This is a genomic window from uncultured Caulobacter sp. (assembly GCF_947036865.1).
In the GTDB taxonomy this organism is placed as follows: Bacteria; Pseudomonadota; Alphaproteobacteria; order Caulobacterales; family Caulobacteraceae; genus Caulobacter.
The window spans coordinates 1-16,118 of record NZ_CAMQSF010000061.1 but is presented as its reverse complement, the minus strand read 5'-3'; the positions used below and the strand labels follow the sequence as shown (position 1 = coordinate 16,118).

At 68.3% G+C, this 16,118-nt stretch carries 18 protein-coding genes; 9 read left to right on the top strand and 9 right to left on the bottom strand.

What is annotated here, in order from left to right; all coding sequences use genetic code 11:
• Positions 1-123: 123 nt before the first annotated feature.
• Together Q0V34_RS19215 and Q0V34_RS19210 are read right to left on the bottom strand one after the other, a co-directional pair.
• Positions 124-1,446: an NCS2 family permease gene (locus tag Q0V34_RS19215; protein WP_297515487.1), complete on the bottom strand. Its 1,323-nt coding sequence runs from the start codon at positions 1,444-1,446 to the stop codon at positions 124-126.
• A gap of 152 nt (positions 1,447-1,598) precedes the next feature.
• Positions 1,599-2,561 carry an ABC transporter ATP-binding protein gene (locus Q0V34_RS19210; RefSeq protein ID WP_297515484.1) on the bottom strand — a complete coding sequence of 321 codons (963 nt, stop codon included), beginning with the start codon at positions 2,559-2,561 and terminating at the stop codon, positions 1,599-1,601.
• 139 nt (positions 2,562-2,700) lie between these two features.
• Here Q0V34_RS19210 and Q0V34_RS19205 point away from each other — a divergent pair, with 139 nt between their 5' ends.
• Positions 2,701-3,021 carry a zinc-finger domain-containing protein gene (locus Q0V34_RS19205; protein WP_297515481.1) on the top strand — a complete coding sequence of 107 codons (321 nt, stop codon included), beginning with the start codon at positions 2,701-2,703 and terminating at the stop codon, positions 3,019-3,021.
• 6 nt (positions 3,022-3,027) lie between these two features.
• Positions 3,028-3,456 (top strand): acyl-CoA thioesterase, encoded by a 429-nt coding sequence (locus Q0V34_RS19200; RefSeq protein ID WP_297515479.1) that lies wholly within the window; start codon positions 3,028-3,030, stop codon positions 3,454-3,456.
• A gap of 133 nt (positions 3,457-3,589) precedes the next feature.
• On the opposite strand, the gene ppk2 is transcribed toward Q0V34_RS19200, so the two are convergent.
• A complete protein-coding gene (gene ppk2, locus Q0V34_RS19195; RefSeq protein WP_297515476.1) occupies positions 3,590-4,351 on the bottom strand; it encodes a polyphosphate kinase 2 in 762 nt (253 codons plus the stop codon).
• 46 nt (positions 4,352-4,397) lie between these two features.
• Here ppk2 and Q0V34_RS19190 point away from each other — a divergent pair, with 46 nt between their 5' ends.
• Together Q0V34_RS19190 and Q0V34_RS19185 are read left to right on the top strand one after the other, a co-directional pair.
• Complete coding sequence (locus tag Q0V34_RS19190) at positions 4,398-5,114, top strand: 16S rRNA (uracil(1498)-N(3))-methyltransferase (RefSeq protein ID WP_297515473.1); 717 nt, start codon at positions 4,398-4,400, stop codon at positions 5,112-5,114.
• Positions 5,115-5,258: 144 nt separating this feature from the next.
• Positions 5,259-6,620 carry a glutamate--cysteine ligase gene (locus Q0V34_RS19185; protein ID WP_297515471.1) on the top strand — a complete coding sequence of 454 codons (1,362 nt, stop codon included), beginning with the start codon at positions 5,259-5,261 and terminating at the stop codon, positions 6,618-6,620.
• Between the two features lie 13 nt (positions 6,621-6,633).
• Here Q0V34_RS19185 and Q0V34_RS19180 read toward each other — a convergent pair whose 3' ends face one another.
• Entirely contained in the window at positions 6,634-6,774 is a 141-nt protein-coding gene (locus Q0V34_RS19180; protein WP_297515468.1) for a hypothetical protein, read from the bottom strand.
• A gap of 76 nt (positions 6,775-6,850) precedes the next feature.
• Positions 6,851-7,372, bottom strand: coding sequence for a DUF427 domain-containing protein (locus Q0V34_RS19175; protein ID WP_297515465.1), 522 nt, complete (start codon positions 7,370-7,372; stop codon positions 6,851-6,853).
• 212 nt (positions 7,373-7,584) lie between these two features.
• Here Q0V34_RS19175 and Q0V34_RS19170 point away from each other — a divergent pair, with 212 nt between their 5' ends.
• The 3 genes from Q0V34_RS19170 to Q0V34_RS19160 all read left to right on the top strand — a co-directional run bounded on the left by Q0V34_RS19170 (position 7,585) and on the right by Q0V34_RS19160 (position 10,709).
• Positions 7,585-9,489 carry a peptide MFS transporter gene (locus tag Q0V34_RS19170; RefSeq protein ID WP_297515462.1) on the top strand — a complete coding sequence of 635 codons (1,905 nt, stop codon included), beginning with the start codon at positions 7,585-7,587 and terminating at the stop codon, positions 9,487-9,489.
• Positions 9,490-9,804: 315 nt separating this feature from the next.
• Positions 9,805-10,152, top strand: coding sequence for a hypothetical protein (locus Q0V34_RS19165; protein ID WP_297515459.1), 348 nt, complete (start codon positions 9,805-9,807; stop codon positions 10,150-10,152).
• Entirely contained in the window at positions 10,149-10,709 is a 561-nt protein-coding gene (locus Q0V34_RS19160; protein WP_297515456.1) for a DUF6036 family nucleotidyltransferase, read from the top strand. Before Q0V34_RS19165 ends, Q0V34_RS19160 begins: the two co-directional genes overlap by 4 nt.
• On the opposite strand, the gene tldD is transcribed toward Q0V34_RS19160, so the two are convergent.
• From tldD to Q0V34_RS19140, 4 genes are all read right to left on the bottom strand, one after another.
• A complete protein-coding gene (tldD, locus tag Q0V34_RS19155) occupies positions 10,706-12,142 on the bottom strand; it encodes a metalloprotease TldD (protein ID WP_297515453.1) in 1,437 nt (478 codons plus the stop codon). The genes Q0V34_RS19160 and tldD overlap by 4 nt on opposite strands.
• A gap of 76 nt (positions 12,143-12,218) precedes the next feature.
• The gene (locus Q0V34_RS19150) at positions 12,219-13,040 is read right to left on the bottom strand and encodes a DUF2807 domain-containing protein (RefSeq protein ID WP_297515450.1); all 822 of its coding nucleotides are present in this window, start codon (positions 13,038-13,040) and stop codon (positions 12,219-12,221) included.
• Between the two features lie 17 nt (positions 13,041-13,057).
• Positions 13,058-13,621 carry a DUF1700 domain-containing protein gene (locus Q0V34_RS19145; RefSeq protein ID WP_297515446.1) on the bottom strand — a complete coding sequence of 188 codons (564 nt, stop codon included), beginning with the start codon at positions 13,619-13,621 and terminating at the stop codon, positions 13,058-13,060.
• Positions 13,618-13,944 carry a PadR family transcriptional regulator gene (locus Q0V34_RS19140; protein WP_297515443.1) on the bottom strand — a complete coding sequence of 109 codons (327 nt, stop codon included), beginning with the start codon at positions 13,942-13,944 and terminating at the stop codon, positions 13,618-13,620. The genes Q0V34_RS19145 and Q0V34_RS19140 overlap by 4 nt, the downstream gene beginning before the upstream one ends.
• Positions 13,945-14,312: 368 nt before the next feature.
• Between Q0V34_RS19140 and coxB the strand changes: the two genes are divergently transcribed.
• Positions 14,313-15,236, top strand: coding sequence for a cytochrome c oxidase subunit II (gene coxB, locus Q0V34_RS19135; RefSeq protein WP_297515440.1), 924 nt, complete (start codon positions 14,313-14,315; stop codon positions 15,234-15,236).
• A 25-nt stretch (positions 15,237-15,261) separates the two neighbouring features.
• On the top strand, positions 15,262-16,118 hold an 857-nt coding region (locus Q0V34_RS19130), incomplete at its 3' end, for a cbb3-type cytochrome c oxidase subunit I (RefSeq protein ID WP_297515437.1).

The following is a 16,118-nucleotide window of genomic DNA, read 5'->3' as shown; positions in this document are numbered from 1 at the left end:
ACGTGTGACCTTTGCCTTCGGAGGGCAACGCTCTATCCAGCTGAGCTACGGGTGCGCGCGGCCCGGGGCGAGCCCGGACGGGAACGGGGTCTTAGCCGAAAGGCGGCGCGAGCGCAAACGGGTTCAGGCCGCGCCCATATAGATGAACCGCGCCACGAACAGCGCCGCCAGGACGTAGAGCAGCCAGTCGCCGGCCTTGACCTGGCCGCGCAAGAGCTTCAGCGCCGCGTAGGCGGTGATGCCGAACGCCAGGCCGTTGGCGATCGAGAAGGTCAGCGGGATGGCGATCACGGTCAGGAAGGCCGGGATGGCGACGCCGGGATCCTCCCAGTCGATGTCGGCGAGGGCGCCGATCATCATCGCCCCGACGACGATCAGGGCCGGGGCCGTGGCGGCGGCGGGGATGGCCTGGACCCAGGGCGCGAAGAACAGCGTGGCCAGGAAGAGGACGCCGACCACCACCGAGGTTAGGCCGGTGCGGCCGCCGGCGGCGACGCCCGAGGCGCTCTCGATATAGCTGACCACGGTCGAGGTGCCGACCAGCGACCCGCCGATGGTGGCGATCGAGTCGGCGGTCAGGATGCGGTTCAGGCGCGGGATCGTCCCGTCGGGCTGAACCAGGCCCGCCTTCTTGGTCACGGCGACCAGGGTGCCGACATTGTCGAACAGGTCGACGAACAGGAAGACGAAGATGACCTCGGCCAGGGCCATGCCGGCCCCGCCGTTCAGATGCAGCGCCGCCGGCACGTCGAGCTTGAAGGCGGTGGCCGAGAGGGCGGCCAGGCCGCTCTCGCCGGGAACGATCTTCGCCAGGCCCAGGGCCCAGGCGGCGATCGCGGCCGCGAGGATGCCGATCAGGATCGCGCCCTTGACCCGCCAGACCATGAGGCCGCCCATCACCAGAAGGCCCAGCAGCGCCAGGGCCGGGGTCGGCTTGGTCAGGTCGCCCAGCGCCACGGTGGTGGCCGGATCGGCGACGATGATCCCCGCTTCCTTCAGGCCGATGAAGGCGATGAACAGGCCCACGCCCGCCGCCACGGCCGAGAACAGCGGCCGGGGAATGGCCCCGACGATCATCTGGCGGATCCCCGCCACGGTCAGGACCAGGAAGGCGACGCCCGACAGGAAGACGCAGCCCAGCGCCGTCTCCCACGGCAGGCCCATGCCCTTGACCACCGTGAACGTGAAATAGGCGTTCAGCCCCATGCCGGGGGCCAGGGCGATCGGATAGTTGGCGATCAGCCCCATCAGGATCGAGCCGAAGCCCGCCGCCAGGCAGGTGGCCGCCGCCACCGCCGCCACCGGCATGCCGGCCTGGCCCAGGATCGTCGGATTGACGATCACGATATAGGCCATGGTCAGGAAGGTGGTGACGCCGGCCAGCGCCTCGGTGCGCAGGTTGGTCCCCTGGGCCGTCAGCCCGAAACGCCGCTCAAGGAAACTCACGATCCGCCCCCAATCCCTCGGAGAGGCGAGTGTTGGCGGGCGGCCTTCGGGAAGGCAAGCGCCGAGCGCGGAGCCGAGGGAGATTTGGTCTATCCGCCCCCAAACCGATCTTTCCCGCGCTAGCGGAGAAGATCGGCGGGAGAGGCCGCGCCTCAGTCCTTGGTCGGATCGGCCGCGTTGGGGTCGCCGTAGGTCAGGGCCAGGAAGACGTCCTCCAGGTCCGGATCCTCGGTCGCGATGTCCTTGATCTTGACGCCCGCGGCGCGCACGGCGGCCAGCACCTGCTCGACGCTGGACTGGCCCGTGCGGTAGCTGACCGAGAACGCCCCGCCGTTGCGCGGCTTGGTGTCGAAGCCGGCCAGGGCGGGGGCGGTGGCCACCGGCTCCTCGGGCGTGACCACGACATTGCGGCTGTCCATGCGCGACAGCAGCTTGGGCGTCGGCTCGCAGGCCACGACCTCGCCGCGATTGACGATGGCGATCTGGTCGCAGAGCTCCTGGGCCTCTTCCAGATAGTGGGTGGTCAGAACGATGGTGACGCCCAGGTCGTTGAGGCCCGTCACATAGTGCCAGAGCTGGCGGCGCAGCTCGACGTCGACGCCGGCCGTGGGCTCGTCGAGGATCAGCACCGGCGGCTGGTGGACCATGGCCTTGGCCACCATCAGGCGCCGCTTCATGCCGCCCGACAGCTGCCGGACATAGGCGTTGGCCTTGTCGCCGAGGCCCAGCGCGTTCAGCAGCTCGTCGGTGCGGCGCTCGTTCTTCGGCACGCCGTAGAAGCCGGCCTGCACTTCTAGAGATTCGCGCGGGGTGAAGAAGACGTCGGCGGCCAGTTCCTGGGGCACCACGCCGATCGCGGCGCGAGCGTCGCGCGGGCGCTGGTCGATGTCGCGGCCCCAGATCCGCACCGTGCCCGAGGTCTTGCGCACCAGGCCGGCCAGGATGTTGATGAAGGTCGACTTGCCGGCGCCGTTGGGACCCAGAAGGCCGAAGATCGAGCCGCGCGGCACCTTCAGGTCGACGCCGTTCAGGGCGCGCTTTTCCGGCGCGGTCTTGGTGGCGGCGTAGGTCTTGTAGAGGCCTTCGGCTTCGATGGCGTAGGCGGGCAGGTCCATGGAACGTCCAGACGGGGGCGGGAAGGCCGGGGAAGCGCCGAACCGGGCGCGCGTCGATTGACGGCGCCTTCCGGCGTCGCATAGGTATGCCTCGTTCGCGGCCACGCCAAGGCCGCGTCTGCAGTCGAAGGTTCCGCCCATGGCGCGCAAGGCCAAGTCCACCTCCGCTCTCAGCGCCCTGCCGGGTTCGGCCGTCGCCGAGCCGGCCACCGTTCCGACCGGTCGCGACACGCTCGAGCAGGTGGGGCCCGCGCCCGAGACCATCGTCGTGCGCTCGCACCGCATCGCCTGCGACGGCGTCGGCGGGGCGCTGGGCCATCCGCGCGTCTGGCTGGAGATGGGCGCGGCCGGCTTCGTCGACTGCTCCTATTGCGACCGCCGCTTCGTGGCCGCCACCGGCGAGGGCGACGAGAACGAGATCCTGGCCCCGGGCGTCTACGAAGGCGCGGGCGGGCACTAAGCCGCCATGGCCGACGACGCGACCGCCAAACGCGCCGAGACCCTGGCCAAGGCCTGGGAAGCGCTGGAGTGGCCGCACGAGGCGCCGGTGCTGCGCGCCATCGCCATGCCGTCGGACACCAATCCCGAGGGCGACATCTTCGGCGGCTGGCTGCTGTCGCAGATGGACCTGGCGGCGGCCTCGATCGCCTTCCACCGCGCCGCCGGCCGCTGCGCCACCATCGCGGTGGACAGCATGACCTTCATCAGTCCCGTCTTCGTCGGCGACGAGGTCAGCCTGTTCGCCAGGGTCGTCCATACCGGCCGCACCTCGCTGAAGGTGCAGGTCGAGGCCTGGCGCCGCCGCCGCGACGGCGAGCAGGCCCACAAGGTGACCGAGGGCGTGTTCACCTTCGTGGCGATCGGCGAGGACCGTAAGCCAAGGCCGCTGCCTTAGCGGCGCTTTCTCCCTTCCCTCTTGATGGGGGAAGGGCAGGGGATGGGGGTGACCCCGCGCTTCCGCTGGCGAGGCCCGCTCACCGCCACCCAACCCGCCCCCATCGCGGGAGAGGGCGCCTTGCCGGATCCCCTTATCGCGCCAGCCGCCCGTCCTCGAGCGCGGCGGGCTCGAACGCGAAGATCACGTCCGGGTCGGGCTTGGCCACGGCCTTGGCGATCTTCTTGTCGCCCGCCGCGTGCAACAGCCAGCGGATGACGTTCAGCCGCGCGGCCTTCTTGTGGTCGGCGCGGACGCAGACCCAGGGCGCCAGATCGCTGTGCGTGCGCATCAGCATCTCGTCGCGGGCCTTGGTGTAGTCGTCCCACTTGTCCTGGGCGACCTTGTCCAGATCGCTGGTCTTGAAGGCCTTCAGCGGGTCCTCGCGGCGGGCCTTCAGGCGCTGGGCCTGTTCCTCGCGGCCGATGTCCAGCCAGAACTTGACGTAGCGCACGCCGCTCTCGACCAGCATCCGTTCGAAGGCGGGTACGTCGCGCAGGAACTGCTCCTGCTGCTCGGGCGTGGAGAAGCCCATCACCCGCTCGACCCCGGCGCGATTGTACCAGGAGCGGTTGAAGATCACCGCCTCGCCGCACGCCGGCAGATATTCGACATAGCGCTGGAAGTACCACTCGCTGCGCTCGCGTTCGGTGGGCTTGGGCAGGGCGACCACGGTGGTGGCGCGCTTGGAGAGGTGCTGGGTGACGCGCGCGATCGTGCCGTCCTTGCCGGCGGCGTCGCGCCCTTCGAAGACCACCAGGATCTTGTCGCCGTCCTTGATGGCCTTTTTCTGCAGGGCGATCAGAGCCAGCTGCAGCTGGGCCAGTTCGTTGTCGTAGTCGTCGTGCTTGCTCATGCGGCGAGCCTACCCCGGCGAGGATCAGTTGAGCTAGAAGGACGCCATGATCCGTCTCTTCGTTCCCCACGACCTGTCGCCGGGCGCCGGCGTCGTCCCGACCGTCGACCAGTCGCGCTATCTGACCTCGGTGATGCGGCTGTCGGTCGGCGCCGAGCTTCTGCTGTTCAACGGCCGCGACGGCGAGTGGCGGGCGACCCTGGTCGAGGCGACCAAGCGCGGCTGCCTGCTGAAGGCCGAGACCCAGACCCGGCCGATGGCGCTGGGTCCCGACCTCGACCTCATCATCGCCATGGTCAAGCGCGGCCGCGTCGAGACGATCGTCGAAAAGGCCGCCGAGCTCGGCGCGCGCCGCGTGCGCCTGACGATCACCCGGCGCACCAATGTCGACTTCGTCAAGCTGGGGCGCCTGGACGCCATCGCCATGGAGGCGGCCGAACAGACGGGGCGTCTCGACGTGCCCGAGGTGACCGACCCCGAAAAGCTGGACAAGATCCTCGACGGCTGGGACCCGGCGCGACGCCTGGTGTTCTGCGACGAGGGCGGCGACGCCAGGCCGGCGATCGAGGCCCTGGCCGGGACGGACGCGCCGGCCGCCATCCTGATCGGCCCTGAAGGCGGCTTCGCGCCCGAGGAACGCGAACGGCTGCGCGGGCTTTCCTTCGTCACGCCGGTGTCGCTGGGACCACGCATTCTGCGCGCCGATACGGCGGCCATCGCGGCCATGACCCTGTGGCAGGCGGCGGCGGGGGACTGGCGCTAGACCGGCCCACGACACTATATGCTCAAGGCCGCCCCTTGAGGTTCGCAAAGAAAACGCCCAACTGGGCGTCACCGAGTTCGCCGTCGGCGGAGAGAATGGGCCCTCTCCTCCCGCGGCCAAAACCCCTGGGGAGGGCCGGCTGGCATGGCCGACACCGCTAGCGTCCAAGAGCGTCCGCTGACGCTCGCCGATCTGACCGAATATTTCGCCCGGGGCAGCAAGCCCAAGGACCGCTTCCGCGTCGGCGCCGAGCACGAGAAGTTCGGCTTTTATCTGGGGACGCACGATCCGGTTCCCTACGACGGCGCCAAGGGCGTCCACGCCCTGCTGACGGGTCTCCAGCGCTTCGGTTGGACGCCGGTCATGGAGGGCGAGACGATCATTGGCCTCGAGCGAGACGGCGCCAATGTCAGCCTCGAGCCCGGCGGTCAGTTCGAACTGTCCGGCGCCCCGCTCTCCACCATGCACGAGATCTGCGAGGAGACGGGCAAGCACCTCGACGAGGTCAAGGTCGTCGCCGACGAGCTGGGCCTGGGCTTTCTGGGACTGGGCTTCTCGCCGCTCTGGGCGCGCGAGGCGGTGCCGATCATGCCCAAGGGCCGGTACGTGATCATGCGCAACTACATGCCCAAGGTCGGCGGGCTGGGCCTCGACATGATGCTGCGCACCTGCACGGTGCAGGCCAATCTGGACTTCTCCAGCGAAGCCGACATGGTCGCCAAGTTCCGCATGAGCCTGGCCCTGCAGCCGATCGCCACGGCGCTGTTCGCCAATTCTCCGTTTACGGAAGGAAAGCCGAACGGCTTCCTGTCGGCCCGCGCCAATGTCTGGACCGACACCGACCCGAACCGCACCGGGCTGCTGGATTTCGTGTTCGAGGACGGGTTCGATTTCGAGCGCTACGCCCGCTACGCGCTGGACGTGCCGATGTACTTCGTCAAGCGCGGCGACCGCTATATCGACGTGGCCGGACGATCCTTCCGCGACTTCATCGAGGGCAAGCTGCCGGAGCTCCCCGGCGAGATCGCCACGATGAAGGACTGGGCCGACCATACGACCACCGCCTTCCCGGAAGTGCGCCTGAAGACCTATCTGGAAATGCGCGGCGCCGACGCGGGGCCGTGGAGCCGTCTCTGCGCCCTGCCGGCCCTGTGGACCGGGGTGTTCTACGACGACGCGGCCCTGGCGGCGGCCTGGGACCTCTGCAAGGACTGGACGATCGAGGACCGCGAGGGCCTGCGCCGCGACGTGCCGAGGCTGGGCCTGAAGGCCCAGGTCGCCGGGCGCAGCGCCCAGGACGTGGCCCGGGATTTCGTGGCCATCGCCAAGCAGGGCCTGAAGAACCGCGCCCTGATGAATGGCGGCTTCCTGGACGAGACCATCTATCTGGGCGAGCTGGAGCAGATCGCCGACAGCGGCGTCACGCCGGCCGAGCGCCTGCTGGCCCTATATCACGGCGACTGGAAGGGCGACATCGGCCGGGTTTTCACCGACTGCGCCTACTGATCCGGAGGCGGGTTCAGATCAGCGCCCGCGCCACCGCGATGATGACGGCCCAGAGGGCGAAGGCGGCGGCGAGGGCTAGCAGCCGGGCCCAGGCGAGGCGGCGTCGGGGTTGGGCGGTCGCGTGAACAGCCCGATCGTACGAAACGTAGGCCATGGTTTCCTCCGCGCTTCTCTGCCGGAAGCTGGACCTCATGGTCGCGCTCCGAGCGGTTAACGCGGGCTTAACGCCGTCAGGGCGTTCCGATGTCCTTGTAGGGCTTGTCGACGTCGTCCTCCGACGCATCGGGACCGTCGACATTGGGCGGCCAGTGCTCGGCCTGGCTGGTCCCGGCGCCGCTGTCGGTGTGCTGGACGACCGCGTCGACATCGGAGGCCTGGGTGTCGGCGGCCGTCCGCTCGCCCACCTCGAAATCGACGTGCTCGGGATAGAAGGCCACGCGCCCGGCGATCGCAGCGACCGCGCCGAACGGGTCCTCGTACGACCAGGCGGCGTTGTCGACGATCTTCCGGTCGCGATAGATGGTGAAGTACGAGGCGTCGCCCTTGTACGGGCAGTGCGAAACCTTGTCCGTGCGCCGCAGGAAGATCATCCGCACGTCGTCGCGCGGGAAATAATAGACCGGCGGATAGTTGGCCTCGCGCAGCACCAGGACATTGGCGCTGTCGGCGATCTCGTGGCCCTCGAACAGGGCCCGGACCACGCCCGGCGCCGGGGTGATGGTGATCGGGTGGTTGTCGTCGGGGATCTTCATGAGCGGCTCCCGGCCGTGAACGGGTCGTCAGCCTAACGCGTCGGGCGTCGGCCAAGCTCCCCGAGCACAGATGGGCGGGCGATCGCGCGCGGCAAGCCGTTGCTTGTGAAACGCTCGGCCGCGTGATCTTCTCGCGCCAAATTGGGGCCGGCGGGGCGATTTGACCGGGGGGTCAGAGGCCCGCCTTCTCGTCACACGTCCAAGGCTAGCGTATGAACATCGTTATCGCCGCGGGCATCCTGATCACGCTCGTGACCGGGATTCCCGTCGTCATCCAGTTGCTGCGAGGCCATCCGCGCGGCCTGATCATCTGTTTCCTGGCCGAGATGTGGGAGCGTTTCTCCTACTACGGCATGCGGGGCCTGCTGATCTTCTATCTGACCCAGCATTTCCTGTTCGATTCCAAGGTCGCCAGCGGCCACTACGGCTCCTACACCTCGCTGGTCTATATCGTGCCGCTGCTCGGCGGCTTCCTGGCCGACCGGTATCTCGGCACGCGCAAGGCCGTGGCGTTCGGCGCGATCCTGCTGGTCGCCGGCCATCTGGCCATGGCCATCGAGGGCAAGCCCGCCGTCCAGACCCTGACCTATGGCGGCCATACCTACGACTTCCAGGCGGAGGGCCGCGGCGAGGCGCGGGTGGCGAAGCTGATCGTCGCGGGCAAGCCCTACGACGTCGCCGCGACCGAGACGGGCGACTTCCAGGTCAAGGCCCTCCCCGCCGACGCGGGCCTGCCGACGGTGCTGCCGAAGGGTCAGTACAAGCTGGGCGTCAAGGATCGCGACCCGACCTATCTCAACATCTTCTGGCTGGCCCTGTCGCTGATCATCGTCGGAGTGGGCTTCATGAAGTCCAACGTCGCGGCCCTGGTCGGCCAGCTCTATCCGCAAGGCGATCCGCGTCGGGATCCGGGCTTCACGCTCTACTATTACGGCATCAATCTGGGCTCGTTCTGGGCGGCCATCCTGTGCGGGATCCTGGGCGTCAATGTCGGCTGGTGGGCGGGCTTCGGCATGGCCGGGGTGGGCATGCTGGCTGGCTTCATCGTCTTCGTTCTGGGCAAGCCGTGGCTGCTGGGCCGCGGCGAGCCGCCGGCGGAGGCCAGGCTCAAGGACAAGGTCGCCGGCCCAGTCACCCGAGAGGTGGTGATCTATGGCGTCTCGCTGCTGGCCGTGGCGGCGGTCTACGTCCTGGTCCAGTACACGCCGGTCGTCCGGGGCGCGCTGATCGCGGGCATGTTCGGCTCGCTGGGCTACATCCTCTGGTTCGCCTTCGCCAAGGTCGACAAGATCGAGCGCGATCGCTTGTTGCTGGTCACGGTGCTGGTGCTGGGCGCGGTGGTGTTCTGGACGTTGTTCGAACAGGCCGGCTCGTCGTTGAACCTGTTCGCGGCCACGAACGTCGACCTCCTGCTGCTGTCAAAGCCGGCCGAATGGTTCGGCGGCGCGGTGGTGCTCGGCGCCCCGAGCCAACTGGCGGCGGCGGGGATCTCGACCGCCGGCAAGCTGTGGATCAACACCGACCTCAACGCCGCCCAGACCCAGGCTATCCAGGCGGGCTGGATCCTGATCTACGCGCCGGTGTTCGCCGCGATGTGGACCGTGCTGACGCGGCGAGGGATCAACCCCAGCCCGATGGTCAAGTTCGGCCTGTCTCTGATCCAGGTCGGCGGCGGCTTCCTCGTGCTGCTGCTCGGCGCCCAGTTCGCCGGCCCGGCCTTCAAGATGCCGCTGATCTTCCTGGTGCTGATGTACATGCTGCACACCACGGGCGAGCTCTTCATGTCGCCGGTGGGCCTGTCGCAGATGACCAAGCTGTCGCCGCTGCGCATCGTCTCGTTCGTGATGGCCGTCTGGTACATGGCCCTGGCCATGGCCAACCTGTTCGGCGGCTGGATCGCGGCGATCGCCTCCACCGAGACGGTCGGCGGTCAGGTGCTCAATCCGGGGGCGGCGATGGCCCAGGCGCTGCTGGTGTTCAAGGTGATCGGCCTGGTCGCCATCGGCATCGGCGTGCTGTTCCTGGCCCTCGCGCCGGCGCTCAAGAAGTGGTCGCACGGGGCGGACGAGACGACCGAAGTCCCGGCCTCGGACGCGACGGTCTCCGGCCAGGCCTGACGCGCAAGGAACGAAGGGCCCCGGCGACGATCCGGGGCCCTTCTCGGGACGTAGAGGGGCCACGTCCCTACTCCAGGTGGGAACGGCCCCGGCGGCGGCTCAAACCGCCAGAGCCGCTTTCCGCTCCTACCCGAAGCCAGAGGCGCGGCGTTTCCGCGCCGCGCGTGTTCGCAATGTCGGGTCCGACCCAAGCAGCGTGCCGTGGCGGCCCGCGCGGAGAAAGTTACAAGCCTGAAAGCTGGATTAAACCTTCGACAGAAAGTCGGTCCCAGCGCCGTGTCGTGAAGGCGCGTGAACGTGGTATAGACTGGTCGGATGATCACGCCGTCGGATCTGCGAGAACGCGCCGCGCGGAAGACGCGGTTCCACGACGCGCATGACCGCCGCGCCTTCGCTCGCGCGCTTGAGATCGCCACCCGATTGCTCGAGGACCCTTCGTTACTGGGACAGGGCTCGACCTACCTGGATCGGTTCGTGCGGTCGGATCCTCGGCAGGCGCGCGCCTACGATCTTTGGCGGGGCCTCCTGGCGGAAGGCGCCGAGCATGTCGCCCTGGCCCTGATCGCGGACGACGAGCGCGGCGCCTACCTGCGGGAGACAGCGCCGGTCTTCACGACGATCGAGGGGCAAGGGCGAGGCCGCCTGGTCAACATTTCCGAATGATGGATCGCGGCAAGATCGAGCACATCCTGCGCGCCGCCGGGCGAGCGACGGGACACAAGAGGTTCGTGGTCATTGGCTCGGCGGCGATCTTCCTTTGGAAGGAAAATGTTCCCGAAGCGATGGCCATGTCGCGTGAAGCCGATCTTTTCGCCGACGCCGTCTCCGCCGATATCGCCGATCGGATCTCGGACGAGCTGGATTCGATTCTGGGACAGGCATCGTCGTTCGACGCGGCCTTCGGCTACTATTGCGACGGCGTCGGCGAGGAAACGGCGATCCTACCCAAGGATTGGCGCGACAGAGCCAAAGCCTACACGTCGCCAGCCACCGACGGCGTGGTGGCCATCGTGCCGGAGCCAAACGATCTCGCGGTAGCCAAGCTCTGCGCCGGGCGGGAAAAGGATATGGACTGGCTCGCGTGGGCGCTGCGCGACGGCGTCGCGCGGATCGACACCATGCGGGCGCGCTTTGAGAAACTTCCGGCCGACCGGCTATCCGGCGGGCTGGGAATACTGGAGGCGCGGTTGCGCGTTCTGGCCGCGCGACAAGAGCCCTAAACCGCCGTGCCGCCCACCGTCAGGCCGGTGATCTTCAGGCTCGGCTGGCCCACGCCCACCGGCACGCCTTGGCCGGACTTGCCGCAGACACCGATGCCGGGATCGAAGTCGAAGTCGTTGCCGATCATCGTCACCCGGGTCAGGGCCGAGGGGCCGTCGCCGATCAGGGTGGCGCCCTTGACGGGGGCGGTGATCTTGCCGTCCTCGACCAGATAGGCCTCGGTGCACTGGAAGACGAACTTGCCGTTGGTGATGTCGACCTGGCCGCCGCCGAAATTGGCGCAGTAGAGGCCGCGCTTCAGCGAGGCGATCATCTCGGCCGGATCGTCGTTCCCCGCCAGCATGCCGGTGTTGGTCATGCGCGGCATCGGCATGTGGGCGTAGGACTGGCGGCGGCCGTTGCCGGTGGCCTTCATGCCCATCAGCCGGGCGCTCATGCGGTCGTGCATGTAGCCCACGAGAACCCCGTCCTCGATCAGCACGGTCCGCTCGGTGGGCGTGCCCTCGTCGTCGACGGTCAGCGAGCCCCGGCGGCCCGGGATCGAGCCGTCGTCGAAGACGGTGACGCCCTTGGCGGCCACGCGTTCGCCGATGCGGCCGGAGAAGGCGCTGATGCCCTTGCGGTTGAAGTCGCCCTCCAGCCCGTGGCCGACGGCTTCGTGCAGAAGCACGCCGTTCCAGCCCGGGCCCAGCACCACGTCCATCTCGCCGGCCGGGCACGCCACGGCGTCGAGATTGACCAGCGCCATTCGCAGGGCCTCGTCGACCTGGTCTTGCCACTTGTCGGGGCTGATCCAGGCCGCGAAGCCGGCGCGGCCGCCGGCGCCGGACGAGCCGCTTTCGCGGCGACCGTCCTTCTCGACGGTGACCTGTACATTGACCCGCACCAGCGGACGCACGTCGCGGATCAGCCGGCCATCGGCGCGGAGGATCTCGACCACCCGCCGCTCGCCGGCCATCGAGGCCATCACTTGCACGACGCGCGGGTCGCGGGCGCGGGCGAAGGCGTCGATCTCCTGCAGCAGGGCGACCTTGTCGGAGAAGTCGGGGGCGCTTACGGGGTTGTCCTCGCCATACAGCTTTTCGTTGGTGGCGCGCGGGCCTTCGGCGGCGACGCCGGCGTGGCCGCGCTTGGCCAGGCTGGCGGAGTCGGCGGCGCGGCGGATGGCGGCCTCGGAGATCTCGGCGGCGTGGGCGTAGCCCGCCGTCTCGCCGGCCACGACGCGCAGGCCGAAACCCTCGCCGCTGTCATAGGAAGCGCTCTTCAGCCGGCCGTCGTCGAACACGAAGGCCTCGCTCTCGGAGCGTTCCAGGAAGAGCTCTCCGTCGTCGGCGCCGGCCAGGGCCTCGCCCAGGATGCGGCGGGCGTCTTCGGCGTCGACGCCGGCGGCGTCCAGAAGGGACAGGGAAGAGGCGGGGATCGGAGCGTTCATGGACCTCTAGGTAGGCCTTCCGAACGCATCCGTCACCCCGCCCCTTTTGTCGCGGCCGGCGCTGGGGACCAGGAGGTCAGTAGTCGCGCTGGACCTCGCCCGACCCGGTGATCTCGCTGCTGACGCTCTTGGGCTCGGTCTTCAGCTCGACGTCGCCGCTGCCGGAGATGTCGATCTTGGCCTTGCCGGTGGCGAACAGCGCGCCGCCGCCGCTGCCCGAGACGTCGAACACCGCGTCCTTGGCCTTCAGCTCCGCCAGATCGACGTGGCCCGAGCCGGAATTGTCGACGCTGACCGTCTCGGCGCGGCCGTCCGCCTCGACATCGCCGCTGCCGCTGACCGACACCGACAGCGCCGGATGGTCGTACCTGCGGATCTCCAGGTCGCCCGACCCGCGGACGTCGAACTTGGTGACGTCGGGGGCGATGACGGTGATCTTCATGCGCTCGGCCTCGCTGTCGACGTGGACGCCGAAGGCGCTGATCGTCACGCGGCCTCGATCCCTGTAGTTCGTGTCGTCCAGGCTGAGGCGCCCGCCGTCGATGCGCAGCCGCTCCATGAGCCTTTGCGGCCCCGAGGCGACGATCTTGGCGTCCTTGCCCTGCACGAACACGACGTCGACCGGCAGATCCAGGCGCAGTTCGTCCTTGCCCGTCCAGGCGAAGGTGCGATCGACGTTGGGCGAAATCTCGGCCGCCTGGGTGGTCGGGGTCAGATGGCGGCCGGTGCGGACCACCTTGCCGTTCTCCCGGATGACGACGGTGTCTTCCCCGTCGAACGGGAAGCTCCAGCCGTTCTTCATGAATTCGGGGCCGGCCAGGGCGGCGACTCCGGCGAAGCAGCCGATGGCGAGCGCGAAGCTCGCGCCGGCGACGATGAGCGTATTGCGGATCAACATGGTCCCCTCCAGGTCGCTCAAGCTTGTTCGATGGCCGGCTTCAGCAGCCGGAAGTGAAGGCGGGCGTACCAGACGACCGCGTTGAAGACGCCGACCGTGACCACGATCAGCAGCGCGCCGAGGCACGTCGCCAGGCCCATCAGGCCCAGGCCCGCCAGCAAGGCGGTCAGAGGTCCGCCGGGCGGCAGGGTGAAAGGACCGGCCGCGAACACGAAGCCGCCGGCGATGAACACCGCGACCACGGCGACCAGCACGCCGAACAGCGCGCCCAGCACCCCCATCAGCAGGGGCAGCAGGAACATCACGTCCAGCGCGCCCAGGCCGATCAGGGCGATGATCGCGGCCATGGCGTTGGAGGGATTCTTCTTTTCCTCCCACTGCTTCAGACCCGCCTCGGCGCGCAGTTCGCGAGCCAGGCGATCGGGATCGCCCAGGGCGGCGGCGACCTCGGCCTCGGACCGGCCGGCCGCCTGGGCGTCGGCGAAATGGGCCTCGTGGTCGGCGACAATGTCGGCGATGGTGGTGGCCGGCAGGCCGGCCAGACCGCGGCGCAGACGGGCGATGAACTCGGCGCGGGTCATGCGGCGGCTCCCACGATGTCGTTGACCGCGGTCGAGAACGCCGACCACTCGGCCTTCTGCTGCTCGAAGCTCTGACGGCCGGCGGCGGTCAGCCGGTAGTACTTGCGCGGCGGACCGCTCTGGGATTCCACCAGATAGGTCTCGACCAGGCCATCCGACTGCATGCGGCGCATCAGCGGATAGATCGTCCCTTCCCCCATATCGATGTCCTTCGTGAGCCTGCTGGCGATCTCGTAGGCGTAGCTGTCGGCGCGCGAGAGCAGGGCCAGCACGCACAGCGCCAGCACGCCTTTCTTCAGTTGGATCTCAATCGTTTCCGGCACGGCGTCCTTGCCTCCGTTGATGCTCTCTTCTACCGCCAGGTACTGATCAGTGCAAGGTACCTATCCATGAACGATACGTAATGATGCGGACCGCCGTTTCGGGCCGGGAAGGGGACGATTTATCGCTTCGGCCGCCCAGGCCGGGGACAAGCGCGCGATCCCATGCCGCGCGTGAGGCGCCTGCCGCTTGGCAACCGCTGGCGATGCGCGTATGCAGCCTCCGGACCGGTCCTCGGGGCGGCGGCCGTCGGCGCGCGATTCTAAACCGCGACGCCGATGGACGGGCGCGATCGGGATCGTAATGTGCAAGTCGGCGCGGCGCGGCCTTGATCGGGCTCAAATCGCCGCCGAAACGGGCCGTGAGGGATATGAAGGCGCAATTTTCGGGGTTCAAGCGGATCATGACGGGCGCGTCCGCCCTCGCCGCCTCAATGATGTTTTCCGGGATGTTCGCGGGCCAGGCCCTCGCCCAGGATCTGCTGGGTCAGCCGACGCCGGGCGCGATCGACCTGCAGCCGGCCGCCTCGGAGCTGAAGCACCACGCGATCTGGTTCCACAACGCGATCCTGATGCCGATCATCACCGGCATCACCCTGCTGGTGCTGGGCCTGCTGATCTGGATCATCGTCCGCTACAACAAGAAGGCCAATCCGGTCCCGGCCAAGTTCAGCCACAACACCACGGTCGAGATCATCTGGACCCTGGTGCCGGTCCTGATCCTGATGGTCATCGCCATCTTCTCGTTCCGGCTGCTGTTCCACTACAACGACATGCCCAAGCCCTACATGACCGTGAAGGCCACGGGCTATCAGTGGTACTGGGGCTATGAGTATCCCGACCAGAAGATCAGCGAGATCGTCTCCCTGCCGCTGACCAAGGAACAGGCCGACGCCAAGAAGGTCCCGTACCTGTTGGCCGCCGACAAGGCGATGGTCGTGCCGGTGGGCAAGGTCATCCGCGTGCAGGTCACCGGCGCCGACGTCATCCACTCGTTCGCCCTGCCGGCCTTCGGCCTGAAGACCGACGCCATCCCGGGCCGCCTGAACGAGACCTGGTTCAAGGCCGAGAAGACCGGCGTCTTCTACGGCCAGTGCTCGGAACTCTGCGGCGTCGATCACTCGAACATGCCGATCGAGATCCACGTGGTCCCGCAGGCCGAATTCGACGCCTGGGTGAAGACCAAGACGGCCCCGGCCGCCGCTCCGGCCGCGCCCGCCGCGCCGACCCCCGTCTCGGCTCCGGCCGCTCCCGCTTCCGCTCCGGCCGCGGCGCCCGCCGCGCCGGCGGTCTAAGACACGATCGTAGGATAATAGTCCGATGGCTCACGCCGCAGACATTCACGGCCACGACGACGCCGACCACAAGCCGCCGTTCCTCGCCCGCTGGTTCTTCTCGACGAACCACAAGGACATCGGCACCCTCTACATCCTGTTCGCCATCATGGCGGGCATCGTGGGCGGCGCCCTTTCGGGCCTGATCCGCTGGGAGCTGGCGCATCCGGGCATCCAGGTGTTCTCCGACACCGGCCTGCTGGCGCAGCTGGGCGTGTTCAAGGGCAAGCACGGCTACAACGCCGTCGTCACCGCCCACGCCCTGATCATGATCTTCTTCATGGTCATGCCGGCGATGATCGGCGGGTACGGCAACTGGTTCGTCCCGATCATGATCGGCGCGCCGGACATGGCCTTCCCGCGGATGAACAACATCTCGTTCTGGCTGCTGGTCGCCGCCTGGGTGCTGCTCTGCACCTCGATGTTCGTCGATGGCGGCCCCGGTCACGGCTTCGGCGGCGGCTGGACGATCTATCCGCCGCTGTCGACCATCGGTCACAAGGGTCCGGCCATGGACCTGGCGATCCTGTCGCTCCACCTCGCCGGCGCCTCGTCGATCCTCGGCGCGATCAACTTCATCACCACGATCTTCAACATGCGCGCGCCGGGCATGACCCTGCACCGCATGCCGCTGTTCGCCTGGTCGGTGCTGATCACCGCCTTCCTGCTGCTGCTGTCGCTGCCCGTGCTGGCCGGCGCCATCACCATGCTGCTGACCGACCGCAACTTCGGCACGCACTTCTTCGACCCCTCGGCCGGCGGCGACCCGGTGATGTTCCAGCACCTGTTCTGGTTCTTCGGTCACCCGGAAGTGTACATCCTGATCCTGCCGGGCTTCGGCAT